The organism is Pseudomonas nitroreducens TX1 (assembly GCF_000313755.1).
GTDB classification, from domain to species: domain Bacteria; phylum Pseudomonadota; class Gammaproteobacteria; order Pseudomonadales; family Pseudomonadaceae; genus Pseudomonas; species Pseudomonas nitroreducens_A.
Genome location: NZ_AMZB01000136.1, coordinates 226,436 through 248,038, shown reverse-complemented (window position 1 = coordinate 248,038; position 21,603 = coordinate 226,436). Strand labels below are relative to the sequence as shown.

Below are 21,603 nucleotides of genomic sequence, written 5' to 3'. Positions count from 1 at the left end.
TGCGCAAGAGTAATGGAGAGACGAACGGTAGGCTATGGGGATGAAAGCCAAAAGCCATGAGCTGACTGCGGCGGGATGTTGCAGGAAAGGTCGGGGTTGATTGTAGGAGCAAGCTTGCTCGCGAACGGCCGCCGCAGCGGAGTTCGTTCGGGAGCAAGCTCGCTCCTACAGGTATCTACCTTTAGTCCTGCAGCGGGGTGAGGCGCAGCAGGTGCAGGCGGCGACTGTCCGCATTGAGGACGCGGAAGCGGAAACCGCCCAGTTCGGTGGTTTCGTTGCGCTTGGGCAGGTGGCCGAAGGCGCTCATCACCACGCCGCCAACGGTGTCGAATTCCTCATCGGAGAACTCCGCGCCGAAGAAGTCGTTGAAGGCTTCCACCGGGGTCAGCGCCTTGACGATGAAGTCACCGCTGGGCAGCGGCTTGATGTAGCTGTCTTCCTCGACGTCGTGCTCGTCCTCGATGTCGCCGACGATCTGTTCCAGCACGTCCTCGATGGTCACCAGCCCCGCCACGCCGCCGTATTCGTCGATGACGATGGCCATGTGGTTGCGGTTGGCGCGGAACTCGCGCAGCAGCACGTTCAGCCGCTTGGACTCGGGCACGAAGGTGGCAGGGCGCAGCAGGTCCTTGATGTTGAAGGCGTGGTTCTGGTCGTGAAGAATCAGCGGCAGCAGGTCCTTGGCCAGCAGCACACCCATGATGTCGTCCAGGCTCTCGCCGATCACCGGGTAGCGCGAGTGCGCCGCTTCGATAATGGCGGGGAGGAAGTCAGCAGGCTTCTGCGTCGACTTGATGGAGATCATTTGCGAACGCGGGATCATGATGTCGCGGACCTGGAGGTCCGCCACCTGGATCGCGCCCTCGACGATGGACAGCGCTTCGCTGTCCAGCAGCTTGTTGGCGTGTGCTTCGCGCAGCAGCTCAAGCAGCTCCTGGCGGTTTCTCGGCTCATGGGCAAAAGCCTGGGTGATCTTGTCCAACCATGACTTGTGCCCATTGCTCGATCGGTCTTCGCTCATCTTTTCCTTGCTCGGTGGCTTTTATTCTTCGTCGGCCGCATACGGGTCGGGGTGACCCAGTTCAGCCAGCAATTCGCGTTCCAGGCCTTCCATTTCCTCGGCTTCTTCGTCTTCGATGTGATCGTAGCCAAGCAGATGTAGGCAACCATGGATGACCAGGTGGGCCCAGTGGGCCTCGGCAGCCTTGCCCTGTTCGGCGGCCTCGCGGGCGACTACGGGGGCGCAGATCACCAGGTCGCCGAGCAGGGGGATGTCCAGCAGCTCATCGGGAACGTCGGCGGGGAAGGACAGTACGTTGGTGGCGTAGTCCTTGTGTCGCCAGGTCTTGTTCAGTTCGCGCCCTTCGGCTTCGTCCACCAGGCGGATGGTGAGTTCCGAATCGTTCTGGCGCTGGCGTAGGGCCAGTTCGCACCATTGGCGGAACTGCGCTTCGCTCGGCAGTCCGGGCGCTTCGGAAACGACCTGCAGGTCCAGTTCAAGCATGCTTGTTGCCCTGGCCTTCTATGCCGGTCAGGCGATTCTCGTAAGCGTCGTAGGCATCGACGATGCGCTGCACCAGCGGGTGGCGCACCACGTCCTTGGACTTGAAATGGGTGAAGCTGATGCCGGGAACGTCGCGCAGCACTTCCATCACGTGCTTCAGGCCGGAGCGGGTGCCCTTGGGCAGGTCGACCTGGGTGACGTCGCCGGTGATCACCGCGGTGGAGCCGAAGCCGATCCGGGTGAGGAACATCTTCATCTGTTCCATCGTGGTGTTCTGGCTTTCGTCGAGGATGATGAAGCTGTTGCTCAGCGTGCGGCCGCGCATGTAGGCCAGCGGTGCGACTTCGATCACCTGGCGTTCGATCAGCTTGGCCACGGTTTCGAAGCCGAGCATTTCGTACAGCGCGTCGTACAGCGGGCGCAGGTAGGGGTCGATCTTCTGCGACAGGTCGCCGGGCAGGAAGCCGAGTTTCTCGCCAGCTTCGACCGCCGGGCGCACCAGCAGGATGCGGCGGATCTGCTCGCGCTCCAGGGCGTCCACGGCGCAGGCCACCGCGAGGTAGGTCTTGCCGGTGCCGGCCGGGCCGATGCCGAAGTTGATGTCGTGGTCGAGAATGGCCTTCACGTAGCGCTGCTGGTTCGCACCGCGCGGGCGGATGTGCGCCTGGCGGGTCTTGAGCGTGACCAGCGGGGCGGCGGGCTCGACGGAGAGTTCTTCCAGGCCGGACTCCTGCAGGAACAGGTGGACCAGGTCGGGCGTCATCTCGGTGCCGTTCTGCACTTCGCGGTAGAGACGTTGCAGGAGGTTTTCGGCCGCTTGGGTGCGCTCGGCGTCACCGACCAGTTCGAACTGGTTGCCGCGGTTGCGGATCTCGATGCCGAGGCGCTTCTCGATCTGGTGCAGGTGTTCGTCGAACTGGCCGCACAGGTTGGCGAAGCTGCGGGCCTCGAAGGGCTCGAGCATGAAACGATGAATATCCAGGGGGGCGTTCAAGGTGTTGTCTAAGTCGCCGTGCTTCAAAGGGAGATGGTCGAAGAATAACCCCGCGCGACCGAGTACGAAAGTTCAGTCGCCACTGGGGCCTTCAACGGTCGTTTGTCAGTGACTGGCTTTCACTGTCAGTGCGGCGCTTCCACGAGGGTCGCGCGCAGGGAGTTGGGCAGCGCCTCGTAGATTTCCACGTCGACGAACTGGCCGATCAGGCGCGGATTGTCGCAGCGGAAGTTGACCACGCGGTTGTTCTCGGTGCGCCCCTGCAACTGGCCGGGGTCGCGCTTGGCGTAGTCGGTGACGAGGATGCGCTGGAGGGTGCCGACCATCCGTCGGCTGATCTCGAAGCCCTGCTGGTTAAGGCGGCTGTTGAGGATCAGCAGGCGCTGCTTCTTCACCTCGTCCGGGGTGTCGTCGACCAGCTCGGCGGCCGGGGTGCCTGGGCGCGGGCTGTAGATGAAGGAGAAGGAGAAGTCGAAGCCGACCTCTTCCACCAGCTTCAGGGTCTGCTCGAAGTCCTTTTCTGTCTCGCCGGGGAAGCCGACGATGAAGTCCGAGCTGATGCAGATGTCCGGCACGGCAGCCTTCAGCTTGCGGATGCGCGACTTGTATTCCAGCGCGGTGTGGTTGCGCTTCATCGCGGCCAGGATGCGGTCGGAACCGGCCTGCACCGGCAGGTGGACGAACTTCACCAGTTGCGGCACTTCGGCGTGGGCGGCAATCAGCGAGTCGGAGAATTCCAGTGGATGCGAGGTGGTGTAGCGGATGCGCTCGATGCCATCGACCTCGGCGACCACGCGGATCAGTTCGGCGAAGTCGGCGATGCGCCCGTCATGGGTCGGCCCGCGGTAGCCGTTGACGTTCTGTCCGAGCAGGGTGACTTCCTTCACGCCGTTCTCGGCCAGGTGGATCACCTCGGCCAGCACGTCGTCGAACGGGCGGCTGACTTCTTCGCCGCGTGTGTAGGGCACTACACAGAAGGTGCAGTACTTGCTGCAGCCTTCCATCACAGAGACGAAGGCGGTGGGGCCGTCGACCCGGGGCTCGGGCAGGCGATCGAATTTCTCGATTTCCGGGAAGGACACGTCCACCTGCGGTTTGCGGGTGGTGCGGGCGGCGTCGATCATTTCCGGCAGGCGGTGCAGGGTCTGCGGGCCGAACACCACATCGACGTAGGGCGCGCGCTCGCGGATCGCCGCGCCTTCCTGGCTGGCCACGCAGCCGCCGACACCGATCACCAGGTCCGGGTTCTGCTGCTTGAGCACGCGCCAAGCGCCCAGCTCGGAGAACACCTTCTCCTGGGCCTTCTCGCGGATCGAGCAGGTATTGAGCAGGATGACGTCGGCTTCCTCGGCTTTCTCGGTGATTTCCAGGGCCTGGTGTTCACCCAGCAGATCAGCCATGCGCGAGCTGTCGTACTCGTTCATCTGGCAACCGTGGGTCTGGATGAAAAGCTTCTTGGCCATGGAATCTATCTTGAACTGGTTAAAAAATGACCGCGCATTATAAGCCCCGACGTCGGCCTCTACCAGCGGCGGCCGTGCGAGGCGGCTGTCTGTGCTATCCTGCGTGCCCTTTTTGCAAAGCTGTCATCCTTCGTTCATGAGCAAGCGCGAGAACCCGATCTACAAGGTGGTCTTCCTCAATCAGGGCCAGGTGTACGAGATGTACGCCAAGCAGATCTACCAGAGCGATCTGTGGGGCTTCCTGGAGATCGAGGAGTTCGTCTTTGGCGAGCGCACCCAGGTGGTGGTGGACCCCAGCGAGGAGAAGCTCAAGGCGCAGTTCGACGGCGTCATCCGCAGCTTCGTGCCGTTGCACTCGATCATCCGCATCGACGAAGTGGAGCGCCTGGGCACCGCGAAGATCAGCGAGGCCAAGCCCAGCGGCAATGTGATGCCGTTCCCCATGCCGATGCCCGGCAAGGACAGCTGACGTTTGTAGGAGCGAGCTTGCTCGAGAACCGTTCAGCACCGAAGTCAGCCGTATAGCCCTGTTCGCGAGCAAGCTCGCTCCTACAGGGTATGGGGGCCTGGCGTGCGGCTCAGGGCAGCGGCGAGAACGGCGAATTGCCGGCAGTCTGCAATTCGATCAGGTAGTTGCGGAAAATCTGCCCGAGCACCTTGGTGGCGATGTCCAGTTCGTCCTTGTTCATCTGCTCGGCGACCAGATCGGCGCTGTCCATGGCGTCTTCGGCGCCGTTGACAGCGGCCATCTTCAGCACGATGTAGGCTTGCACGTTGTTGGCCTTCACGCCTTCGCCGCGGAAGAACATGGTGCCCAGGCGCAACTGTGCGTCGGCGTGGCCCTGCAGGGAAGCCTTCTCGTACCAGTGCAGTGCAGCCTGGAAGTCGCGCGGGGCGCGCTCGCCGGTGTAGAAGAATTCCCCCAGTTCGAACTGTGCCTGGGCGTCGCCGGCATTGGCGGCCTGCTGGCAGCTGGCCAGGGCCTGTTGCAGCTGTTCCGGCACGGTATTCAGGGTGCAGCGTCCGGTGGCTGGAATCAGCAGCGAGTTGCCGCCCGCCTGAGTGAACAGGGGCAGTGCGAGCAACAGGCAACCCAGCAGGGTGCGACCGGAACGGTACATGGGGAGAAACGGCCTCCAGGATCGGGGCGGGTAAAACCCGGCCAGCGAAATGCGCCAGCCTTCACATTATGAAATAAGCAGGCGCTTCCTTACAAAGTCTTTACCTTCTTTTCTGTTTTTTTGTCAGAAAACGGCGACAGCTTATGGGCGGAGTAAAGCGTGGGTGAAGTCCTCGGAGCGGCGCGGCAGGGCGGAAGGCGCCCGCTCGGGCGCCTTCGCAAGGAGCATCACTTGAGGGCGGCGAAGGCGCGCTCGGCGGCGTCCAGGGTCAGCTTCAGCTCGGTTTCGCCGTGGGCGATGGAGGTGAAGCCGGCCTCGAAGGCGCTCGGCGCGAGGTAGACGCCTGCGTCCAGCATCAGGTGGAAGAAGCGCTTGAAGCGCTCCACGTCGCTACCCATGACGTCTTCGAAGGTGATGATGTCGTCGGCGCCGCTGAAGTACAGGCCGAACATCGCGGCGCCCGCCTGGGTGGTCACGAACGGCACGCCGGCTGCGTCGGCACGGTCCTGCAGGCCCTGCAGCATGCGGGTGGTGTAGCGGGTCAGCTCGTCGTGGAAGCCGGGGCGGCTGATCAGGCGCAGGGTGGTCAGGCCGGCGGCCATGGCCAGCGGGTTGCCCGACAGGGTGCCGGCCTGGTAGACCGGGCCGAGCGGAGAGATGTGCTCCATGATCTCGCGCTTGCCGCCGAAGGCGCCCACCGGCATGCCACCGCCAATGATCTTGCCGAAGGTCGACAGGTCCGGGGTGATGCCGTAGTGCGCCTGCGCACCGCCCAGGGCCACGCGGAAGCCGGTCATGACTTCGTCGAAGATCAGCACCACGCCGTACTGGTCGCACAGGCTGCGCAGGCCTTCGAGGAAGCCGGCGGTCGGCGGCACGCAGTTCATGTTGCCGGCGACCGGCTCGACGATGATGCACGCCACTTCCTTGCCGACTTCAGCCAGGGTCTTTTCCACCGCGGCGATGTCGTTGTAGGGCAGGGTCAGGGTGTGCTTGGCAAAGGCCGCCGGCACGCCCGGGGAGTTCGGTACGCCGAAGGTCAGGGCGCCGGAGCCGGCTTTTACCAGCAGGCTGTCGGAGTGGCCGTGGTAGCAACCCTCGAACTTGATGATGCTGTCGCGGCCGGTGTAGCCACGGGCCAGGCGGATGGCGCTCATGGTGGCTTCGGTACCGGAGCTGACCATGCGCACCATGTCCATGGACGGGACCAGGGAGCAGACCAGGTCGGCCATTTCCACTTCCAGCGCAGTCGGCGCGCCGTAGGACAGGCCGTGGTCGAGTTGCTTGCGCACGGCGTCAAGGACGTCCGGGTGGCTGTGGCCGAGGATCATCGGGCCCCAGGAGCCGACGTAGTCGACGTAGCGCTTGTCATCCTCGTCCACCACGTAGGCGCCTTCCGCGTGCTTGAAGAACAGCGGGGTGCCGCCGACGCTCTTGAACGCGCGCACCGGCGAGTTGACGCCACCGGGGATGTGTTTCTGGGCATTGGCGAAAAGCGTTTCGGAACGGGACATGGTGTACCTCGCGAAGCGGTGAAGGGCTGGGCGCGTGGCGCTCAGCGGGTTTCGAAGAGTTGGCTGAAGGCGCGGGCACGCTGCTCGACTTCCGCCGGGGTGTCGGCGGCGAACAGGGCGTGGATCACGGCGATCATGTCGGCGCCACGGGCGATCAGCTCGGGTGCGTTATCCAGGGTCACACCACCGATGGCTACCAGCGGCACGTTGAAGCGGGCCCTGGCCTGCTCCAGCAGTTCGACGCTGGCAGCGGAGGCGCCGGGTTTGGTCTGGGAGGCGAAGAAGCGGCCGAAGGCGACGTAGCTGGCGCCTTCGGCGATAGCTTTCTCGGCCATCTCCAGGCTGGCGTGGCAGGTGCCGCCGATGACCGCGTTGCGGCCAAGCAGGGCGCGGGCGGCGGCCAGCGAGCCGTCGGTCTGCCCCAGGTGCACGCTGACGCCCAGGCGCGCGGCCAGTTCGGCGTCATCGTTGATCAGCAGCGTGGCGCCGTAGCGCGCGCAGAGTTCGCGCAGGGCCTCGGCTTCGCGCAGGCGGCGCGAGGCGTCGTCGGACTTGTCGCGGTACTGCAGCAGTTTGGCGCCGCCCTTCAGGGCGGCTTCGACGTAGGGCAGCAGGCGGCCGCCGTCGAGCAGCTGGCTGTCGGTGATGGCGTAGAGTCCGCGCAGTTTCATCACAACCTCGATTTCAGGTGCCCGCCGCGGCAGGCGCCGCACATATTAAGAGCAATAGTCCAGCGGCAGGCGGCGCGGCACGTACTGGCCGTGGCCGGGTGCTTCCGCGTCGCGCAGGGTGCGCCAGGTGTAGTCCAGGGCGCTGCGTACCGCGCTCACCAGTTCCTCCCCCAGGGCCAGGCGGCCGGCGAGGGTACTCGCCAGTGTGCAGCCCGAACCATGGTAGCTGCCGGGCAGACGCTGGCAGGTGAAGGTGTGGCGCTGGCCGTCGCGGGTGTACAGGCGATTGTGCACCTCGGACTCGTCGCCATGGCCACCGGTGATCAGCAAGGTCTGGATATACGGCAGCAGCTTGTCGGCGCACTCGTCCGCGGTGCCCTCGGGCAGTTCGGCGAGGATGCGCGCTTCGGGCAGGTTCGGTGTCGCCACAGCGGCGATTGGCAGCAGGCGTTCGCGCATGGCGTAGCCGACGTCGTCCTTGCCCAGCGAGCCGCCGCCGCCGGCGCGCAGCACCGGGTCGCAGACCAGCGGGATGCCCGGCAGCGACTGCATGATTTCGACCACGGTGTCGACCATCTGCACCGAACCGAGCATGCCCAGCTTGACCGCGGCCACCGGCAGGTCGGCGATCACGGCGTTGGCCTGGGCCAGCACCCACTCGCGGTCAAGCACGCGGAAGTCGGAAACGTTGACGGTATCCTGAACGGTCAGCGCAGTGACGGTCGGCGCCGCATGGCAGCCTTGGGCGATCAGGGCTTCGATATCGGCCTGCAGGCCGGCACCGCCACTGGGGTCGTGGCCGGACAGGCAGAGCACTACGGGACGGGAGGCAGGTGTTTTCATGGCGCGGGAGCTTATCACCAAAATGGGCTGCTGAGCTGACCGAGCGGTCCGGTGCGCATCGCCTGGCCACGCCCTGTCCGAATGGTCGAATGTCACGTGGCACAAGGCCTGTGCTAGAGTTCGCCGATTCCAACACAACGCCACCACGGCGCGCCAAAGCGGGAGATGGGGATCTCCGGCGCAGCTGTCGGCGGCAACGGCGGGGCACCATGCGGCACTGGTTGATCTTCCTGATCCTACTCATCCTCTCGCCAGTGGCGAGTGCCATCAGCTTCGACGAACACGTCGGGCAACTGCCCCTGGGGCGGGCGATGGATGTCTTCGAAGATGTTCGCGGCACGGCCGATATCGCCGAGATCAGTTCGCCGGCGCTGGCCGCCAGCTTCCGCCGCCACGAGCGCGATGTGCTCAACGCCGGCTATTCGCGCTCGGTGTTCTGGCTGCGGCTGGATCTGGACTACCAGCCCAAGGCCTCGAGCGATCCTGCCAATTGGCTGCTGGAGCTGGCCTACCCGCCGCTGGACAAGCTCGACCTCTACCTGCCCGACGGCCAGGGCGGTTTCAAGCTGGCCCAGCGCACCGGCGACACCCTGCCATTCGACAGCCGGCCGATCCGCCAGAACAACTACCTGTTCGACCTCAGGCTGGAGCCGGGCAAGCCCCTGCGCGTCTACCTGCGCCTGGAAAGCCAGGGCTCGATCCAGGCGCCGCTGACGCTCTGGTCGTCCAGGGCCTACCTGGAGGAGCAGCCGCAGCGCATCTATGTGCTGGGTATCATCTACGGCGTGCTGCTGGTGATGCTGATCTACAACCTGTTCATCTTCCTCAGCGTCCGCGACACCAGCTACCTCTATTACATCCTTTATATAGCCTCGTTCGGCTTCTACCAGGTCTCGGTCAACGGCGCGGGCATCGAGTACTTCTGGCCCGACAGTCCCTGGTGGGCCAACGCCGCCACGCCCTTCCTGATCGGCTCGGCGGGGCTGTTCGGCTGCCAGTTCGCCCGCAGTTTCCTGCACACCCGCGAACATAGCCTGTGGATCGACCGCATCCTGCGCGTGCTGATGGGCATCGGCGCACTGGTGATGGTGCTGGCGCTGACCGTCAGCTATGCCATCGCCCTTCGCCTGGCCACCTACCTGGCGCTGGCCTTCACCGTGGTGATCTTCACCGCCGGCATCGTCGCCTGGCTGCGCGGGATGCGCGTGGCGCGCTATTTCATCTTCGCCTGGAGCGCCTTCCTGCTCGGCGGAGTGATCAACACGCTGATGGTGCTGGGCCTGCTGCCCAACATCTTCCTCACCATGTACGCCAGTCAGATCGGTTCGGCGCTGGAGGTCGGCCTGCTGTCCCTGGCGCTGGCGGACCGCATCAACGCCATGAAGGAAGAGCGTACGCGCATCCTCCAGGAAACCAGCCGCAAGCTGGAGCAGTTGAACCTGGAGCTGGCCAGCAGCAACCGCCTGAAGGACGAGTTCCTCGCGACCGTCACCCACGAACTGCGGACGCCCATGAGCGGAGTGATCGGCTCGCTGGAGCTGATGCAGACGGTGCCGATGGACATCGAGCTGGCCCAGTACCACAAGACCGCCACCGGTTCGGCGCGCGACATGATGCGCATGGTCAATGACATCCTCGCGCTGATCGAGCTGCAGGCCGGCAAGCTCTACCCGCGCCGCGAGCCGTTCAGCCTGCGCGGCCTGTGCGATGGCCTGCGTGCGCAGTACGCGCCACGTGCCGAGGAGCGCGGGCTGCGCTTCGTCCTGCAACTGGACGAGAGCCTGCCCGACACCCTCGAAGGCGATGCCGGCAAGCTGACCCAGGCGCTCGGCTACCTGATCGACAATGCCATCAAGTTCACCCACCAGGGCGGCGTGAGCCTGCGGGTTGGCGGTGTGCCGAACAATGAAGGGCTGGCGCTGCGCATCGAAGTACAGGACAGCGGCATCGGCTTCTCCACGCCCTCCGATGGCACGCTCTATCAGCGCTTCTTCCAGCTCGACGGTTCGCTGACCCGCGAGTACGGCGGCCTCGGTATCGGTCTGGCGCTGACGCGCAAGCTGGTCGCGCTGCTGGGCGGCACGCTGGCCCACGAATCCGTGCCGGGGCAGGGCAGCCGCTTCACCCTGGAATTGCAGGTTGGCCAGCCGGTGCAAGGCATCGCACCGCCGCCGCGTCGCGCAGGCGGCCAGGTATTGCGCAGCCCCGACCAGTGCACCGTGCTGGTGGTCGAGGATAACGCCATCAACCAGCTGGTGATCCGCGGCATGCTGCTCAAGCTCGGTTATCGCGTGCGCACCGCCGACAATGGCGCCGAGGCCATCGAACTGCTGCGTCGGGAGACCGTCGACACCGTGTTGCTGGATTGCCAGATGCCGGTGATGGACGGCTTCGCCACTTGCCGGGCGATTCGCACGCTGCCGCGTTGCGCCGACCTGCCGGTGCTGGCGATCACCGCCCATAGTCATAGCGGCGACCGCGAGCGCTGCCTGGCTGCCGGCATGAGCGACTACATGGCCAAGCCGGTAAAGTTCGAGGAGCTGCAGGCGCTGTTGCACGACTGGACGCTTTGCCAGCCGGCGTTGCCGAGCTCGGTTTGAGATTGGCCCTGCGGAGCGGACTTCGTCCGCGATAGCCTTGTGCGGGTCGGTTCGCGAGCGAGCTCGCTCCTACGAAGAGCGTGCCGGCGCAGGCTGGTAGGAGCGAGCTTGCTCGCGAACGGTCTGTGCGGCGGAGCGATGACTCTGCGTACAACTGAATGAAAAACGCCGCGATCCCTTTCGGTATCGCGGCGTTTTGCGTTTCAGCGAGAAGTCAGTCTCAGTCGACCTTGACGACCCAGCCTTCCGGGCCTTCCACGTCACCCTTCTGGATGCCGGTCAGCTCTTCGTAGAGGCGTCGGGTCACCGGGCCGACGTCTTCACGGCTGAAGAATACGTGCAGGTTGTCCTTGTACTGGATGCCGCCGATCGGGGTAATCACCGCGGCGGTGCCGCAGGCGCCGGCTTCCTTGAAGCGCGCCAGGTCATCGATCTGCACGTCGCCTTCGATCACTTTCAGGCCCAGGCGCTGTTCGGCCAGCTGCATCAGCGACAGGCGGGTGATGCCCGGTAGTACCGAGCTGGAGCGCGGGGTGACGAACTCGTTGTCGTGGGTGATGGCGAAGAAGTTGGCCGAACCCACTTCCTCGATACGGCTGTGGGTGGCCGGGTCTAGATAGATGCAGTCGGCGAAGCCATCTTTCTTGGCCTGGGCGCCCGGCATCAGGCTGGCGGCGTAGTTGCCGCCGACCTTGGCGGCGCCGGTGCCGTTGGGGGCGGCGCGGTCGTAGGTGGAGATCACGAAGTCATGGGGCTTCATGCCGCCCTTGAAGTAGGCGCCGACCGGGATGCAGAACACCGAGAAAATGAACTCCGGAGCCGGGCGCACGCCGATGTTGTCGCCCACGCCGATCACGAACGGGCGCAGGTACAGCGCGCCGCCGGAGCCGTACGGAGGAATGAAGCGCTCGTTGGCGCGCACGACCTGCTTGCAGGCGTCGATGAACTGCTGTTCGGACACCTGCGGCATCAGCACGCGGGCGCAGCTGCGGGCCATGCGCGCGGCGTTCTGGTCCGGACGGAACAGGTTGATCGAGCCGTCCTTGCAGCGGTACGCCTTAAGGCCTTCGAAGCACTGCTGGCCGTAGTGCAGGGCGGAGGAGCCTTCGCTGATGTGCAGGGTGTTGTCTTCGGTCAGCTTGCCGTCGTCCCACAGACCATCGCGCCAGTGGGAGATGTAGCGGAAGTCGGTCTTGATGTAATCGAATCCGAGCGTGCCCCAATCGATGTCTTTCTGTTCCATGGTTGCCTCATTCAATGGGATTACCTGCGGAGGCCGCAAGCCATGCAAGGCGGGCGAGCATCCGGGCAGAGGGTTTGGCGGGCTCTGGCGGCGGGCTGCCCGGATCGCACAGGGATTCGGGCTTGCGGCGGGAACGGCGTTCTCCGCGCGATGGTCACCGCCAGGACTCCATCAAGACTTGCCATGATACCGGCGATAGCTGCGGCTGTGGGCCCCTGGCGGCGAATATCGCTGCCATCAGTCGCATCGGGAATGCTGCGACACGGGCGCCGGCGTGCGGAGGGCGTTGTGCGGTTCCGCGCCAGTTCCGCTGGTTTCGGTGAAAGCATCCATTCGGAAGAATGCCATTTCATATGAAGAATAGTTGGTGGCTTATTCCGCAGTGCCAATCTGTGGGAACAGCGAGCGGCTGATGAAGCGCGCCGTCTCGTGCAGGCCGGCGCCGATCTGCTCCAGCTTTTCACGGTCGTGCTGGGCGCTGATGCCGATGCCGGAAATGATGAAGCGTGGCTGGCGATCGTGATCGATGATCGCGCTGGCGACCATGCTGACGCCGCGATACAGGTGGTCCTGGTCGATGGCCCAGCCGCGCTCCAGGGTGGCCGCAGCGTCGCTGCGGTACTCCTCGAAGCTCGGCGGATTCTCCCAGCGTACGCGGGTCAGGCGGCGACGCAGTTCGTCCTCGGGCAGGTTGCGCAGCCCGGCGACGCAGCGCCCGGCGGCCCCCACCAGTTCCGGCAGGCGCGAGCCCACGGCAACATTGACGTGCGCCACGGTTGGGGCGGAAACGGCGATCACGCGGATGTGCGCATCGTCGGTGACCTGCCACAGGGTGATCAGGATGCTGTGGTTGGTGCTGAGGCGCTCCAGTTCCGGCTGGATCAGGTCGGCGTAGCTGCGGCCGATGAAGCTCACAGCCAGCTCCGACAGGCCCAGGCCCAGGCGATAGGTCTTGGTCTCGTTGTCGAACGAGGTCAGCTGCTCGTTGCTCAGCGTGCGCAGGATATTGAATGTGGTGCTCGGGCTGATGCCGGTGGCGCGGGCGATGGCGGTCGCGCCCTCGGGGCCTTCGGCATTGGCCAGGTGGCGGAGGATCTGGATGGCATTCACCACGGCGCCGACATCCTTTGCGCCGCCGGTGCGTTTGCTGCTGGCTTCTTCGACGGTTTTTTCAGTGGTCATATTCTGTATTCTGATTGACATTCAGTATTGTGAATGTATTCTGACCCTGCGACGCCTGCAACGGCTTCCGTGAAGCTGGCTTGGCATGGGCGGTAACGCACTTTGCAACAAAGGCAGAACAAGAACAAAGGAGAAACCTCGATGGTGGATTTCCCCGACCGCAACATGCCAGGGCCCGAGGCGCAGTACCTCGCCTTCCTCGCCCAGGGGCGCTTCATGTTGCAGCGCAGCGCCTCCACCGGCCGGCACGTGTTCTACCCGCGCACCCAGGTGCCCGGCAGCGGCGAAACGGACCTGGAATGGGTTCCCGCCAGTGGCCTGGGCACCCTCTATGCCCTGACAGTCAACCGCGCCCGCAGCGGTGACTACAACGTCGCCCTGGTCGACCTCGATGAGGGGGTGCGCATGATGTCCCGCGTCGAAGGCCGTCTCAGCCTGCCCATCGGCACCCGTGTCAAGGCGCGCATCGTCCAGCAGGACAGCGGTCCCGCCGTCGTCTTCGAGCCCCTGGCGGAGGTGCAGCCATGAGCCAGGTCCTGCGCGGCAAGACCGCCATCGTCGGCATCGGCAGCGCCGGTATCGGCGAAGCCCACGGCTACAGCGCCATGGAACTGCTCGGCCAGGCCTCGATGAAGGCCATCGCCGATGCCGGACTGAAGCTCTCGGACATCGACGCGGTATTCTCGGCCACCAGCTCCCACGCCTTCCCGACCCTCTCGGTCTGCGAATACCTGGGCATCAAGCCGAAATTCGTCGACGGCACCAATGTCGGCGGCTCCAGCTTCGAATTGCACCTGCTGCAGGCGACCCTCGCCCTGGAGGCCGGCCTGTGTGACGCGGCGCTGATCTGCTACGGCTCCAACCAGCGCACTGCCGGCGGCAAGCTGGTGTCGATGAGCGAGCCGCAGTGGCACGAGACGCCGTACCAGCCGCGGCACCCGATTACCGCTTATGCCTTGGCCGCCAGCCGCCACATGTATCAATACGGCACTACCCGCGAGCATCTGGCCGAAGTGGCCGTGGCGGCGCGCGGTTGGGCCAACCTGAACCCCGAGGCCTTTGCCCGTGGCCCGCTGAGCATCGACGAAGTGCTCGCCGCGCGGATGGTCAGCGACCCGCTGAGCAAGGCCGACTGCTGCCTGGTCACCGATGGCGGTGGCGCCTGCGTGATGGTGCGCGCCGACCGCGCGCGGGACTTGCCCAAGGCACCGATCTACTTCCTCGGCGCGGCCGGTGCGCAGTGGCACCGCTCCATCGTCGCCATGCCCGAGCTGACCGTCACCGCTGCCTCCGAAAGCGGCCCGCGCGCCATGCAGATGGCCGGCGTGCAGCACGCGGACATCGACCTGGTGATGGTCTACGACGCCTTCACCATCAATACGATCCTGTTCCTCGAAGACCTCGGCTTCTGCCCGAAGGGCGAGGGCGGTCGTTTCGTCCAGGGCGGGCGTATCGCTCCCGGTGGCGAGCTGGCGGTGAACACCAACGGCGGCGGGCTGTCCTGTGTGCATCCGGGGATGTACGGCATGTTCCTGATCATCGAGGCGGTCACCCAATTGCGCCGACAGGCCGGTGAGCGCCAGTTGAAGAAGGCCGATATAGCACTGCTGCACGGCAACGGCGGCACCCTGTCCAGCCAGGTCACCGCGCTGCTCGGCACCCAGAACGTGCTCTGAGATTCGGGTTCGACGCTCCCGGTGGCCGTTGCAGATGGCCCGCCGTGGACGCGTTCGCCCTCGCGCCGGCCCACAAACGGCCGGCACCCGCTACTTGTTCAGGTGGAACGTCATGTCCGTGAGTCACTTGCAACACACCGGTTTTTCCAGTCTCACCCCCCTGGTGCAGCCGCGCTCGGTCGCAGTGGTCGGCGCCTCCAGCGACCCGCACCGCATCGGCGGCCGCCCCATCGCCTACATGCTGCGCAACGGCTACACAGGGCGCATCCTGCCGGTGAACCCCAACCGCACCGAGATCCAGGGCCTGCCGGCCTACGCCAGCGTCGATGCGCTGCCCGAAGCGCCGGACGTGGCGATCATCGCGGTGCCCGCGCCGCAGGTGCTGGAGACCGTCCAGGCGCTGGGCCGAAAGGGCGCGCGCAGCGCCATCGTGTTCTCTTCCGGCTTCAGCGAAGTCGGCGAGGAAGGCGTGGTCATGCAGGATGCCATCGTCGAGGCTGCCCGCGCGGCGAACATGCGCCTGCTGGGGCCGAACGCGCTGGGCGTGTTCAACGCCAACCTGGGCTACTACGCCTTCTTCTCCACCAGCCTGGAGCGCGGCATTCCGCTGGCCGGGCGCGTCGGCATCGCCACCCAGTCCGGTGCCTACGGCGCGCACCTGCTGGGCCTGTCGCGGCAGCGCGGGCTGGGCACGCCGATCTGCGTCGCCACCGGCAACGAAGCCGATGTCACCCTGGGCGACGCCATCGGCTGGCTGGTGGAGTCGCCGGAGATCGACGTGGTCATGGCCTATGCCGAATCCATCCGCAACGTCGACAGCTTCCTCGCCGCCCTGGAAGCGGCGCATCGCGCCGGCAAACCGGTGATCCTGCACAAGGTCGGGCGCAGTGAACTGGGCGGCCGCGCGGCGATGTCCCACACCGCCTCCCTGGCGGGCGACGACAAGGTGCTCGATGCGGTGCTGGCCGACTACGCGGTGGTCCGCGCGCGCACCACCGAGGAACTGGTGGACATCGCCTACCTCGCCACCCAGCGCATCTACCCGGTGAACAACAGCCTGGGGATGATCACCGTCAGCGGTGGCGCCGGCATCATCGTCAGCGATGCCGCCGAGGACGTCGGCCTGCCCATGCCGCCGATGCCGGAAGAGGCCCAGGCGCGCCTGAAACAGCGCCTGCACTATGCCTCGCCGCTCAACCCGGTGGACTGCACTGCCCAGGCGCTCAACGACCTGAGCCTGGTGCACGACTTCACCGAGTCCATGGTGGTGGACGGCGGCTACCGTTCGCTGATCGCCTTCTTCACCCAGGCCGGAACCGCCGCCTCCATCGGCCCGCGCCTGGCCGAGCAGTTCGCGCGGATCAAGGCTGACCATCCGGATCGCCTGTTCGTGGTCTCGGTGATGGGCGAGGGCGAGGAATTGGCGCCCTACCAGAAAGCCGGCTTCGCCCTGTTCGAAGACCCGACCCGTGCGGTACGTGCCATCCAGGCCATGGGCCAGTTGGGCGAGGCCTTTGCCCGACCGCTGCGCAGGATTCCCGGACCTGGCGGCGTCGAGCTGCCGGCCAGCACGCCCGGTGAGGCCGAAGCCAAGCAACTGCTGGCCCGCGCCGGCATCGAATCGGCTCCCGAGCGGGTACTGAAGAGTGCCGTGGAAGCTGCAGCTTTCGCCGAGCAGATCGGTTTCCCGGTGGTGCTGAAGATCGCCTCGGCGGACATCCTGCACAAATCGGAAATCGGCGGCGTGCTGCTCAATGTGAACAGTGCCCAGGCGGTGCGCGAGGGCTATGAGCTGTTGCTGCAACGCGCCGCCGAACACGCGCCGAACGCTCGCCTCGACGGCGTGCTGGTGGCCCGTCAGCTGCAGGGCGGCGTGGAGTGCTTCATGGGCATCCAGCGTGACCCGCAGTTCGGTCCGGTGGCCGTGTTCGGCCTTGGCGGGATCTTCGTCGAAGTCCTCAAGGACGTGGTGTTCCGCCGCTGCCCGTTCGGCGTCGACGAGGCTGAGCAGATGATCCGCAGCATCAAGGGCGCGCCGCTGCTGCTGGGTGCCCGGGGTCGTCCGGTAACCGACATCAAGGCGCTGTCGCGGGTGCTCGCGCAGCTCTCGCAGTTCGCCGCCGAGGCGGGGCCGCGCCTGCGTTCGGTGGACCTCAACCCGGTCTTCGCCATGCCCGAGGGGCAGGGCGCCTGGGCCGCCGACGCGGTGCTGGAAGTGGAGGAGGTGGCCCATGGCGCTGAATCCTGAGCACCTGCTGAACTACCCGATTCCCGAAGTGCGGCAGCGCTTCAGCCGCCATGACAGTGCTTTCTATGCACTGTCGGTGGGGCTGGGGGCTGACCCGATGGACGAACACCAGCTGACCTTCGTCGACGCCAACCGCGACCTCCAGGCGCTGCCCTGCATGGCCGTGGTGCTCGGTCATCCCGGCTTCTGGCTGGGCAACCCGGACACCGGCGTCGATGCCCTGCGCCTGGTTCACGGTGAGCAGAGCATCGAGTGGCGCAAGCCGCTGCCGGTGGAGGGGGAAGTGATTGGCCGCACCCGTGTCACGGGGCTGGTGGACAAGGGCGCCGGCAAGGGCGCGCTGCTCTACAGCGAGAAGGTCGTCAGCGATGCGCAGAGCGGCGAGGTGCTGGCGATCGCCCGTGGCACCACCTTCCTGCGCGGCGACGGCGGCTTCGGCGGCGACAGCCAGTCGCTGAGCCAGCCGCACCGTCTGCCCGAACAGGCGCCGGACCTGCTCATCGATCTGCCGACACGTCCGGAGCAGGCGTTGTTCTACCGCCTGAACGGCGACGACAACCCGATCCACGCGAGCCCCGCGGCGGCCGCCCGCGGTGGTTTCCCGCGGCCGATCCTGCACGGCCTGTGCACGCTCGGCGTGGCCTTCCACGCGTTGCTACGCGGCTTCGCCGACTACCGCGCGGAACGCTTCGCCCACCTGCAGGTGCGCTTCTCGGCACCGGTGTTCCCCGGCGAAACCCTGCGTACGGAAATCTGGAATGACGGCTCCTTCCGCACCCGCGTCCTCGAGCGCGACGTGGTGGTGCTGGACAACGGCCGCGTGTGCCTGACCCCGGACAGTGGAGAACCAGCCGGGCGGGCCTAGCGCGACGACGACCTCAACCAACCTGCGAGAACAACAACAATGAACGCACCCGACAGCTTGGCCCAGGGCACCGCGCTACCGCGGCGGACCCTGGTGATCGCCTTCTTCTTCTGCTTCCTGGGTCTGCTCGCCGACGGCGCGGACCTGATGTTCCTCGCCTACAGCCTGAACAGCCTCAAGGCCGAATTCGGCCTGTCCAACTTCGAGGCCGGCTCGCTGGGCAGCATCACCCTGGCCGGCATGGCCATCGGCGGCATCTATGGCGGCTGGGCGTGCGACCGCTTCGGCCGGGTGCGCGTGGTGACCTGGACCATCCTGGTGTTCTCCGTCGGCACCGCGCTGCTGGGCCTGGCGCACAACTACTGGGCCTTCGCGCTGATCCGCTTCGTCTCCTCGCTGGGCCTGGGCTCGCTGTTCGTCGCCTGCAACATCCTGATGTCCGAGTTCGTCACCGCCAGGTACCGCACCACCATCCTGGCGACCATGCAGGCCGGCTGGACCGTGGGCTACCTGGTGGCGACGGTGCTCGCCGGACAGATCATCCCGGATTACGGCTGGCGTGCGCTGTTCTTCACCGCCATCGGTGCGGCACTGATCTGTCTGGCGCTGCGGCCCTGGGTGCCGGAGTCGCCGTCGTGGCTGGCCGCTCGTGCGCAACGGGCGCAACAGCGCGCCGCCGGCGCTGCCCGCCCGGCCGCCAACAGCGGCGGCATGCGCCAGTTGCTGGTCGACCCGTCCACCCGACGCATGTTCGTGCTCTGGAGCCTCACCTCGTGCTTCCTGCTGTTCGGCTACTACGGCACCAACAACTGGATGCCCTCGTACCTGGAAAGCGAACTGGGCATGAACTTCAAGTCCATGACCGGCTACATGGTCGGCACCTACACCGCGATGATCCTCGGCAAGGTGCTCGCCGGGATCGCCTCGGACCGCTTCGGCCGCCGCGCCACCTTCGCCGCCGGCGCCATCGGCACCGCCATCTTCATGCCGGTGATCGTGTTCTGGCACACGCCGGACAACATCGTCTGGATCCTCGCGCTGTTCGGCTTCATCTACGGCGTGCCGGTAGGCGTGCTGGCCACCTACATGACCGAGAGCTTCTCCACCCAGGTACGCGGCGCCGCCGTGGGCACTTCCTACAACCTCGGCCGCATCGGCGCGGCGGTGGCCCCGGCGGCCATCGGCCTGCTGGCCTCCCACGTGTCCATCGGCGCGGGCTTCCTGGTGATGGGCATTACCTACGTCATCACCGGCCTGATCCCCGCGCTGCTGATCCCCAACCGCCTGTATGACCCGAACCGCGAAGCGCGCTCGGTGCAGGCCGGCGCCCCCGAGCGTGCACCGGCGCACAGCACTGCCCGCCCGCTGGGCCAACCCGTCACGGAGGAAAGCCTGCGATGACCGACCTGAACAGTGCGGCGACTCCGCTCGGCCCGGACATGTTCCCCCGCGGCCGCTTCACCTTCCAGGAGTTCCTCGGCCTGGAACGCTGGATCGACGGCGACGTCGTGCGGGTGCGCCTGCGCCATCGACCGGAGCTGATGAACTACATCGACAGCTTCCATGGCGGCGTGCTGATGAGCGTGCTCGACGCCGCCATGGCCGGTGCCATCCGTGCGCAGATGCCGGGCTGCTCGATGGTCACCATCGACATGGCCACGCACTTCATGGGCAGCACGCGCGGCGAGATCAACGCGGTCGGCCGGGTGCTCAAGCGCACCCGCACGCTGTGCTTCTGCGCGGCGGATATCTATGACGAGGCCGGCGAGCTGATCGCCAGCGCCACTGGCAGTTTCAAATACCGGCCCGCGGCGGCCGGAGCTGTTCAACCGACACGGGAATGATGAAATGACCGACCACACCGCGATGGCCGAGGAACGCGAAGAGCGCCTGCGGCTGATCCGTGACAGCGCCGCCTCCCTGGTCCCGCGCGGCGGCGACCTGGGGCGGGTGCGCCGCCTGCGCTTCCAGTCGGCGGGCGTGGACCGCGACGCCTGGGGCGAAGTCTGCGCCATGGGCTGGCCGGGCCTGCGCCTCGCTGAAGAGCTGGGCGGCAGCGGCCTGGGCATGGCCGAGTACACGGCGCTGCTGGAAGAGCTCGGGCGCGGCCTGCTGCCCGAGCCGCTGATCGAGGCGAGCCTGGTGGCGCCATTACTGCCGGCTGACGAGCGCGATGCACTGCTGGCTGGCGAGCGGCTGATCCTGCCCGCGGGAATCGGCTACGAGGCGGGCGCTGCATTGCCGGTACTGCGCGACGGCCAACTGCGCGGTGAGATCGCCCACGTTGCTCTGGGTGCTGCCGCTGATGCGTGGCTGGTGGCCTGCAACGCCGGCCTAGCACTGGTGCAACGCAACGCCGAAGGGCTCAGCGTTCACCAGGAGCCGACCCAGGACGGCGGCCACCTGGCGCGCCTGCGCTTCGATGGCACGCCGGCGCAACTCGTCGAAGCCGCGCCCGCAGCGCTCGATGAGTCGGCACTGGCCTGCGCCGCCTACCTGGTGGGGCTGATGGATGCGGCCTTCGAACTGACCCGCGACTACCTCGGCGTGCGCCGCCAGTTCGGCCGCGAGATCGGCAGCTTCCAGTCGCTGCAGCACCGGATGGTCGACCTGAAGCTGCAGATCGAACTGGCCCGCGCCATCGTCGGCGAAGCGGCCACCGCGCTGGATGACGGTGCGCCGACTGCCCTGGTACAGCGCCTGGTATCCACCGCCAAGGTGCGTGCCGCCGAAGCGGCCATGCTGGTCACCCGCCAGGCGATCCAGCTGCACGGCGGCATCGGCTACACCGACGAGGCCGACATCGGCCTGTTCCTGCGCCGCGCCATGGTGCTGCTCAACAGCCAGGGCTCGCTGGCCTTCCACCGGGCGCGCTACATCGCCCTGCTGCATGCGGAGGTGGCGTGATGAGCGAGATGCTGCTGCAGGAAACCCATGGCTCGGTGCGCCTGCTGCGCTTCAACAATCCGGCGCGGCGCAATGCATTGTCCCCCGCGCTGCGTGCCCAGTTGCTCGAAGCGCTGCGTGAAGCGGACGCTGATGCTGCCGTGCGCAGCGTGGTGCTCACCGGCTCGGCGGAAGTCTTCAGCGCCGGCGGCGACCTGAGCGACATGCACGTCACCGACCTCAGCGCCGGCCGCGTGCGCATGCAGAAGAACGCCGACCTGATCCGCCAGATGCTGCGCATGGGCAAGCCGATCGTCGCCGCCATCGAAGGCTGGGCGGTGGGGGCCGGGCTGTCCGTGGCGCTGGCCTGCGACAGCCTGGTATGTGGCGGCACGGCGCGCTTCGCCGCCGGCTTCGGCAAGGTCGGGCTGATCGCTGATCTTGGCCAACTGCACACCCTGCCCGCGCGTATCGGCATCGGTCGCGCCCGGCAGGTGCTGATGTTCGGCCAGGTGATCGAAGCGGAGGAAGCGCTGCGCATTGGCCTGGTGGACCAGCTCTGTGCGCCAGGTGCCGCGCTGGATGCAGCCCTTGCGCTGGCCGCGAAGGTCGAGCAGCAGGCACCGCTGCCGCTGGCGCTGACCAAGGCATTGCTGGCCGACGGCCTGGAACTGCTGCTCGAACGCGAGGGCGACTTCCAGAGCCAACTGTTCCTCAGCGCCGACCATGCCGAAGGCAAGGCGGCGTTCCTCGAAAAACGTTCCCCGAATTTCCGGGGCCAGTAATCAAGAGA

Annotated in this window: 20 protein-coding genes; 10 read left to right on the top strand and 10 right to left on the bottom strand. The window is 66.3% G+C overall.

Translation table 11 applies throughout. The features are described from left to right. Positions 1-181: 181 nt before the first annotated feature. The 4 genes from C167_RS0128825 to miaB form a co-directional block, all read right to left on the bottom strand. A complete protein-coding gene (locus C167_RS0128825) occupies positions 182-1,021 on the bottom strand; it encodes an HlyC/CorC family transporter (protein WP_017521802.1) in 840 nt (279 codons plus the stop codon). A 21-nt stretch (positions 1,022-1,042) separates the two neighbouring features. Continuing rightward, on the bottom strand, positions 1,043-1,504 hold the full coding sequence (gene ybeY / locus C167_RS0128820; protein ID WP_017521801.1) for an rRNA maturation RNase YbeY: 462 nt from the start codon (positions 1,502-1,504) through the stop codon (positions 1,043-1,045). Continuing rightward, entirely contained in the window at positions 1,497-2,498 is a 1,002-nt protein-coding gene (locus C167_RS0128815) for a PhoH family protein (protein ID WP_026079346.1), read from the bottom strand. Before C167_RS0128815 ends, ybeY begins: the two co-directional genes overlap by 8 nt. Positions 2,499-2,623: 125 nt before the next feature. After that, the gene (gene miaB, locus C167_RS0128810) at positions 2,624-3,961 is read right to left on the bottom strand and encodes a tRNA (N6-isopentenyl adenosine(37)-C2)-methylthiotransferase MiaB (protein WP_017521799.1); all 1,338 of its coding nucleotides are present in this window, start codon (positions 3,959-3,961) and stop codon (positions 2,624-2,626) included. A 136-nt stretch (positions 3,962-4,097) separates the two neighbouring features. On the opposite strand from miaB, the gene C167_RS0128805 reads away from it, so the two are divergent. Beyond that, on the top strand, positions 4,098-4,430 hold the full coding sequence (locus C167_RS0128805) for a DUF1820 family protein (protein WP_015475440.1): 333 nt from the start codon (positions 4,098-4,100) through the stop codon (positions 4,428-4,430). A 109-nt stretch (positions 4,431-4,539) separates the two neighbouring features. On the opposite strand, the gene C167_RS0128800 is transcribed toward C167_RS0128805, so the two are convergent. The 4 genes from C167_RS0128800 to C167_RS0128785 all read right to left on the bottom strand — a co-directional run bounded on the left by C167_RS0128800 (position 4,540) and on the right by C167_RS0128785 (position 8,110). Further along, positions 4,540-5,082 (bottom strand): tetratricopeptide repeat protein, encoded by a 543-nt coding sequence (locus tag C167_RS0128800; protein ID WP_017521798.1) that lies wholly within the window; start codon positions 5,080-5,082, stop codon positions 4,540-4,542. Positions 5,083-5,309: 227 nt separating this feature from the next. Further along, complete coding sequence (gene hemL, locus C167_RS0128795; protein ID WP_017521797.1) at positions 5,310-6,596, bottom strand: glutamate-1-semialdehyde 2,1-aminomutase; 1,287 nt, start codon at positions 6,594-6,596, stop codon at positions 5,310-5,312. Positions 6,597-6,637: 41 nt separating this feature from the next. Continuing rightward, positions 6,638-7,267 carry a thiamine phosphate synthase gene (gene thiE, locus C167_RS0128790; RefSeq protein WP_017521796.1) on the bottom strand — a complete coding sequence of 210 codons (630 nt, stop codon included), beginning with the start codon at positions 7,265-7,267 and terminating at the stop codon, positions 6,638-6,640. 45 nt (positions 7,268-7,312) lie between these two features. Further along, the gene (locus C167_RS0128785) at positions 7,313-8,110 is read right to left on the bottom strand and encodes a hydroxymethylpyrimidine/phosphomethylpyrimidine kinase (protein ID WP_026079345.1); all 798 of its coding nucleotides are present in this window, start codon (positions 8,108-8,110) and stop codon (positions 7,313-7,315) included. A 209-nt stretch (positions 8,111-8,319) separates the two neighbouring features. Here C167_RS0128785 and C167_RS0128780 point away from each other — a divergent pair, with 209 nt between their 5' ends. After that, complete coding sequence (locus C167_RS0128780; protein ID WP_017521794.1) at positions 8,320-10,710, top strand: hybrid sensor histidine kinase/response regulator; 2,391 nt, start codon at positions 8,320-8,322, stop codon at positions 10,708-10,710. 220 nt (positions 10,711-10,930) lie between these two features. Here the strand turns inward: C167_RS0128780 and C167_RS0128775 are convergent, their stop codons facing one another. After that, entirely contained in the window at positions 10,931-11,953 is a 1,023-nt protein-coding gene (locus C167_RS0128775; protein WP_017521793.1) for a branched-chain amino acid aminotransferase, read from the bottom strand. A 372-nt stretch (positions 11,954-12,325) separates the two neighbouring features. Further along, positions 12,326-13,135: an IclR family transcriptional regulator gene (locus tag C167_RS0128770; RefSeq protein ID WP_017521792.1), complete on the bottom strand. Its 810-nt coding sequence runs from the start codon at positions 13,133-13,135 to the stop codon at positions 12,326-12,328. Positions 13,136-13,276: 141 nt separating this feature from the next. On the opposite strand from C167_RS0128770, the gene C167_RS0128765 reads away from it, so the two are divergent. From C167_RS0128765 to C167_RS0128730, 8 genes are all read left to right on the top strand, one after another. Then, a complete protein-coding gene (locus tag C167_RS0128765) occupies positions 13,277-13,663 on the top strand; it encodes a Zn-ribbon domain-containing OB-fold protein (RefSeq protein ID WP_017521791.1) in 387 nt (128 codons plus the stop codon). Further along, positions 13,660-14,811: a thiolase gene (locus C167_RS0128760; RefSeq protein WP_017521790.1), complete on the top strand. Its 1,152-nt coding sequence runs from the start codon at positions 13,660-13,662 to the stop codon at positions 14,809-14,811. The genes C167_RS0128765 and C167_RS0128760 overlap by 4 nt, the downstream gene beginning before the upstream one ends. A gap of 112 nt (positions 14,812-14,923) precedes the next feature. Continuing rightward, complete coding sequence (locus C167_RS0128755) at positions 14,924-17,059, top strand: acetate--CoA ligase family protein (RefSeq protein WP_017521789.1); 2,136 nt, start codon at positions 14,924-14,926, stop codon at positions 17,057-17,059. After that, positions 17,043-17,924, top strand: a complete 882-nt coding sequence (locus C167_RS0128750; protein WP_017521788.1) for a MaoC/PaaZ C-terminal domain-containing protein — start codon at positions 17,043-17,045, stop codon at positions 17,922-17,924. Before C167_RS0128755 ends, C167_RS0128750 begins: the two co-directional genes overlap by 17 nt. A 39-nt stretch (positions 17,925-17,963) precedes the next feature. After that, positions 17,964-19,325: an MFS transporter gene (locus C167_RS0128745; protein WP_017521787.1), complete on the top strand. Its 1,362-nt coding sequence runs from the start codon at positions 17,964-17,966 to the stop codon at positions 19,323-19,325. Between the two features lie 38 nt (positions 19,326-19,363). After that, positions 19,364-19,768: a PaaI family thioesterase gene (locus C167_RS0128740; protein WP_026079343.1), complete on the top strand. Its 405-nt coding sequence runs from the start codon at positions 19,364-19,366 to the stop codon at positions 19,766-19,768. A 4-nt stretch (positions 19,769-19,772) separates the two neighbouring features. Then, complete coding sequence (locus C167_RS0128735; RefSeq protein WP_017521785.1) at positions 19,773-20,831, top strand: acyl-CoA dehydrogenase family protein; 1,059 nt, start codon at positions 19,773-19,775, stop codon at positions 20,829-20,831. Between the two features lie 8 nt (positions 20,832-20,839). Further along, a complete protein-coding gene (locus tag C167_RS0128730; RefSeq protein WP_100227324.1) occupies positions 20,840-21,595 on the top strand; it encodes an enoyl-CoA hydratase/isomerase family protein in 756 nt (251 codons plus the stop codon). Positions 21,596-21,603 lie beyond the last annotated feature (8 nt).

Coding starts and splice junctions, on each gene's coding strand:
- miaB (WP_017521799.1), bottom strand. CDS start 3,961: ATGGCCAAGAAGCTTTTCATCCAGACCCACGGTTGCCAGATGAACGAG.
- C167_RS0128775 (WP_017521793.1), bottom strand. CDS start 11,953: ATGGAACAGAAAGACATCGATTGGGGCACGCTCGGATTCGATTACATC.
- C167_RS0128745 (WP_017521787.1), top strand. CDS start 17,964: ATGAACGCACCCGACAGCTTGGCCCAGGGCACCGCGCTACCGCGGCGG.
- ybeY (WP_017521801.1), bottom strand. CDS start 1,504: ATGCTTGAACTGGACCTGCAGGTCGTTTCCGAAGCGCCCGGACTGCCG.
- C167_RS0128760 (WP_017521790.1), top strand. CDS start 13,660: ATGAGCCAGGTCCTGCGCGGCAAGACCGCCATCGTCGGCATCGGCAGC.
- thiE (WP_017521796.1), bottom strand. CDS start 7,267: ATGAAACTGCGCGGACTCTACGCCATCACCGACAGCCAGCTGCTCGAC.
- C167_RS0128785 (WP_026079345.1), bottom strand. CDS start 8,110: ATGAAAACACCTGCCTCCCGTCCCGTAGTGCTCTGCCTGTCCGGCCAC.
- C167_RS0128750 (WP_017521788.1), top strand. CDS start 17,043: ATGGCGCTGAATCCTGAGCACCTGCTGAACTACCCGATTCCCGAAGTG.
- C167_RS0128755 (WP_017521789.1), top strand. CDS start 14,924: ATGTCCGTGAGTCACTTGCAACACACCGGTTTTTCCAGTCTCACCCCC.
- C167_RS0128825 (WP_017521802.1), bottom strand. CDS start 1,021: ATGAGCGAAGACCGATCGAGCAATGGGCACAAGTCATGGTTGGACAAG.
- hemL (WP_017521797.1), bottom strand. CDS start 6,596: ATGTCCCGTTCCGAAACGCTTTTCGCCAATGCCCAGAAACACATCCCC.
- C167_RS0128800 (WP_017521798.1), bottom strand. CDS start 5,082: ATGTACCGTTCCGGTCGCACCCTGCTGGGTTGCCTGTTGCTCGCACTG.
- C167_RS0128770 (WP_017521792.1), bottom strand. CDS start 13,135: ATGACCACTGAAAAAACCGTCGAAGAAGCCAGCAGCAAACGCACCGGC.
- C167_RS0128740 (WP_026079343.1), top strand. CDS start 19,364: ATGTTCCCCCGCGGCCGCTTCACCTTCCAGGAGTTCCTCGGCCTGGAA.
- C167_RS0128735 (WP_017521785.1), top strand. CDS start 19,773: ATGACCGACCACACCGCGATGGCCGAGGAACGCGAAGAGCGCCTGCGG.
- C167_RS0128730 (WP_100227324.1), top strand. CDS start 20,840: ATGCTGCTGCAGGAAACCCATGGCTCGGTGCGCCTGCTGCGCTTCAAC.
- C167_RS0128765 (WP_017521791.1), top strand. CDS start 13,277: ATGGTGGATTTCCCCGACCGCAACATGCCAGGGCCCGAGGCGCAGTAC.
- C167_RS0128805 (WP_015475440.1), top strand. CDS start 4,098: ATGAGCAAGCGCGAGAACCCGATCTACAAGGTGGTCTTCCTCAATCAG.
- C167_RS0128780 (WP_017521794.1), top strand. CDS start 8,320: ATGCGGCACTGGTTGATCTTCCTGATCCTACTCATCCTCTCGCCAGTG.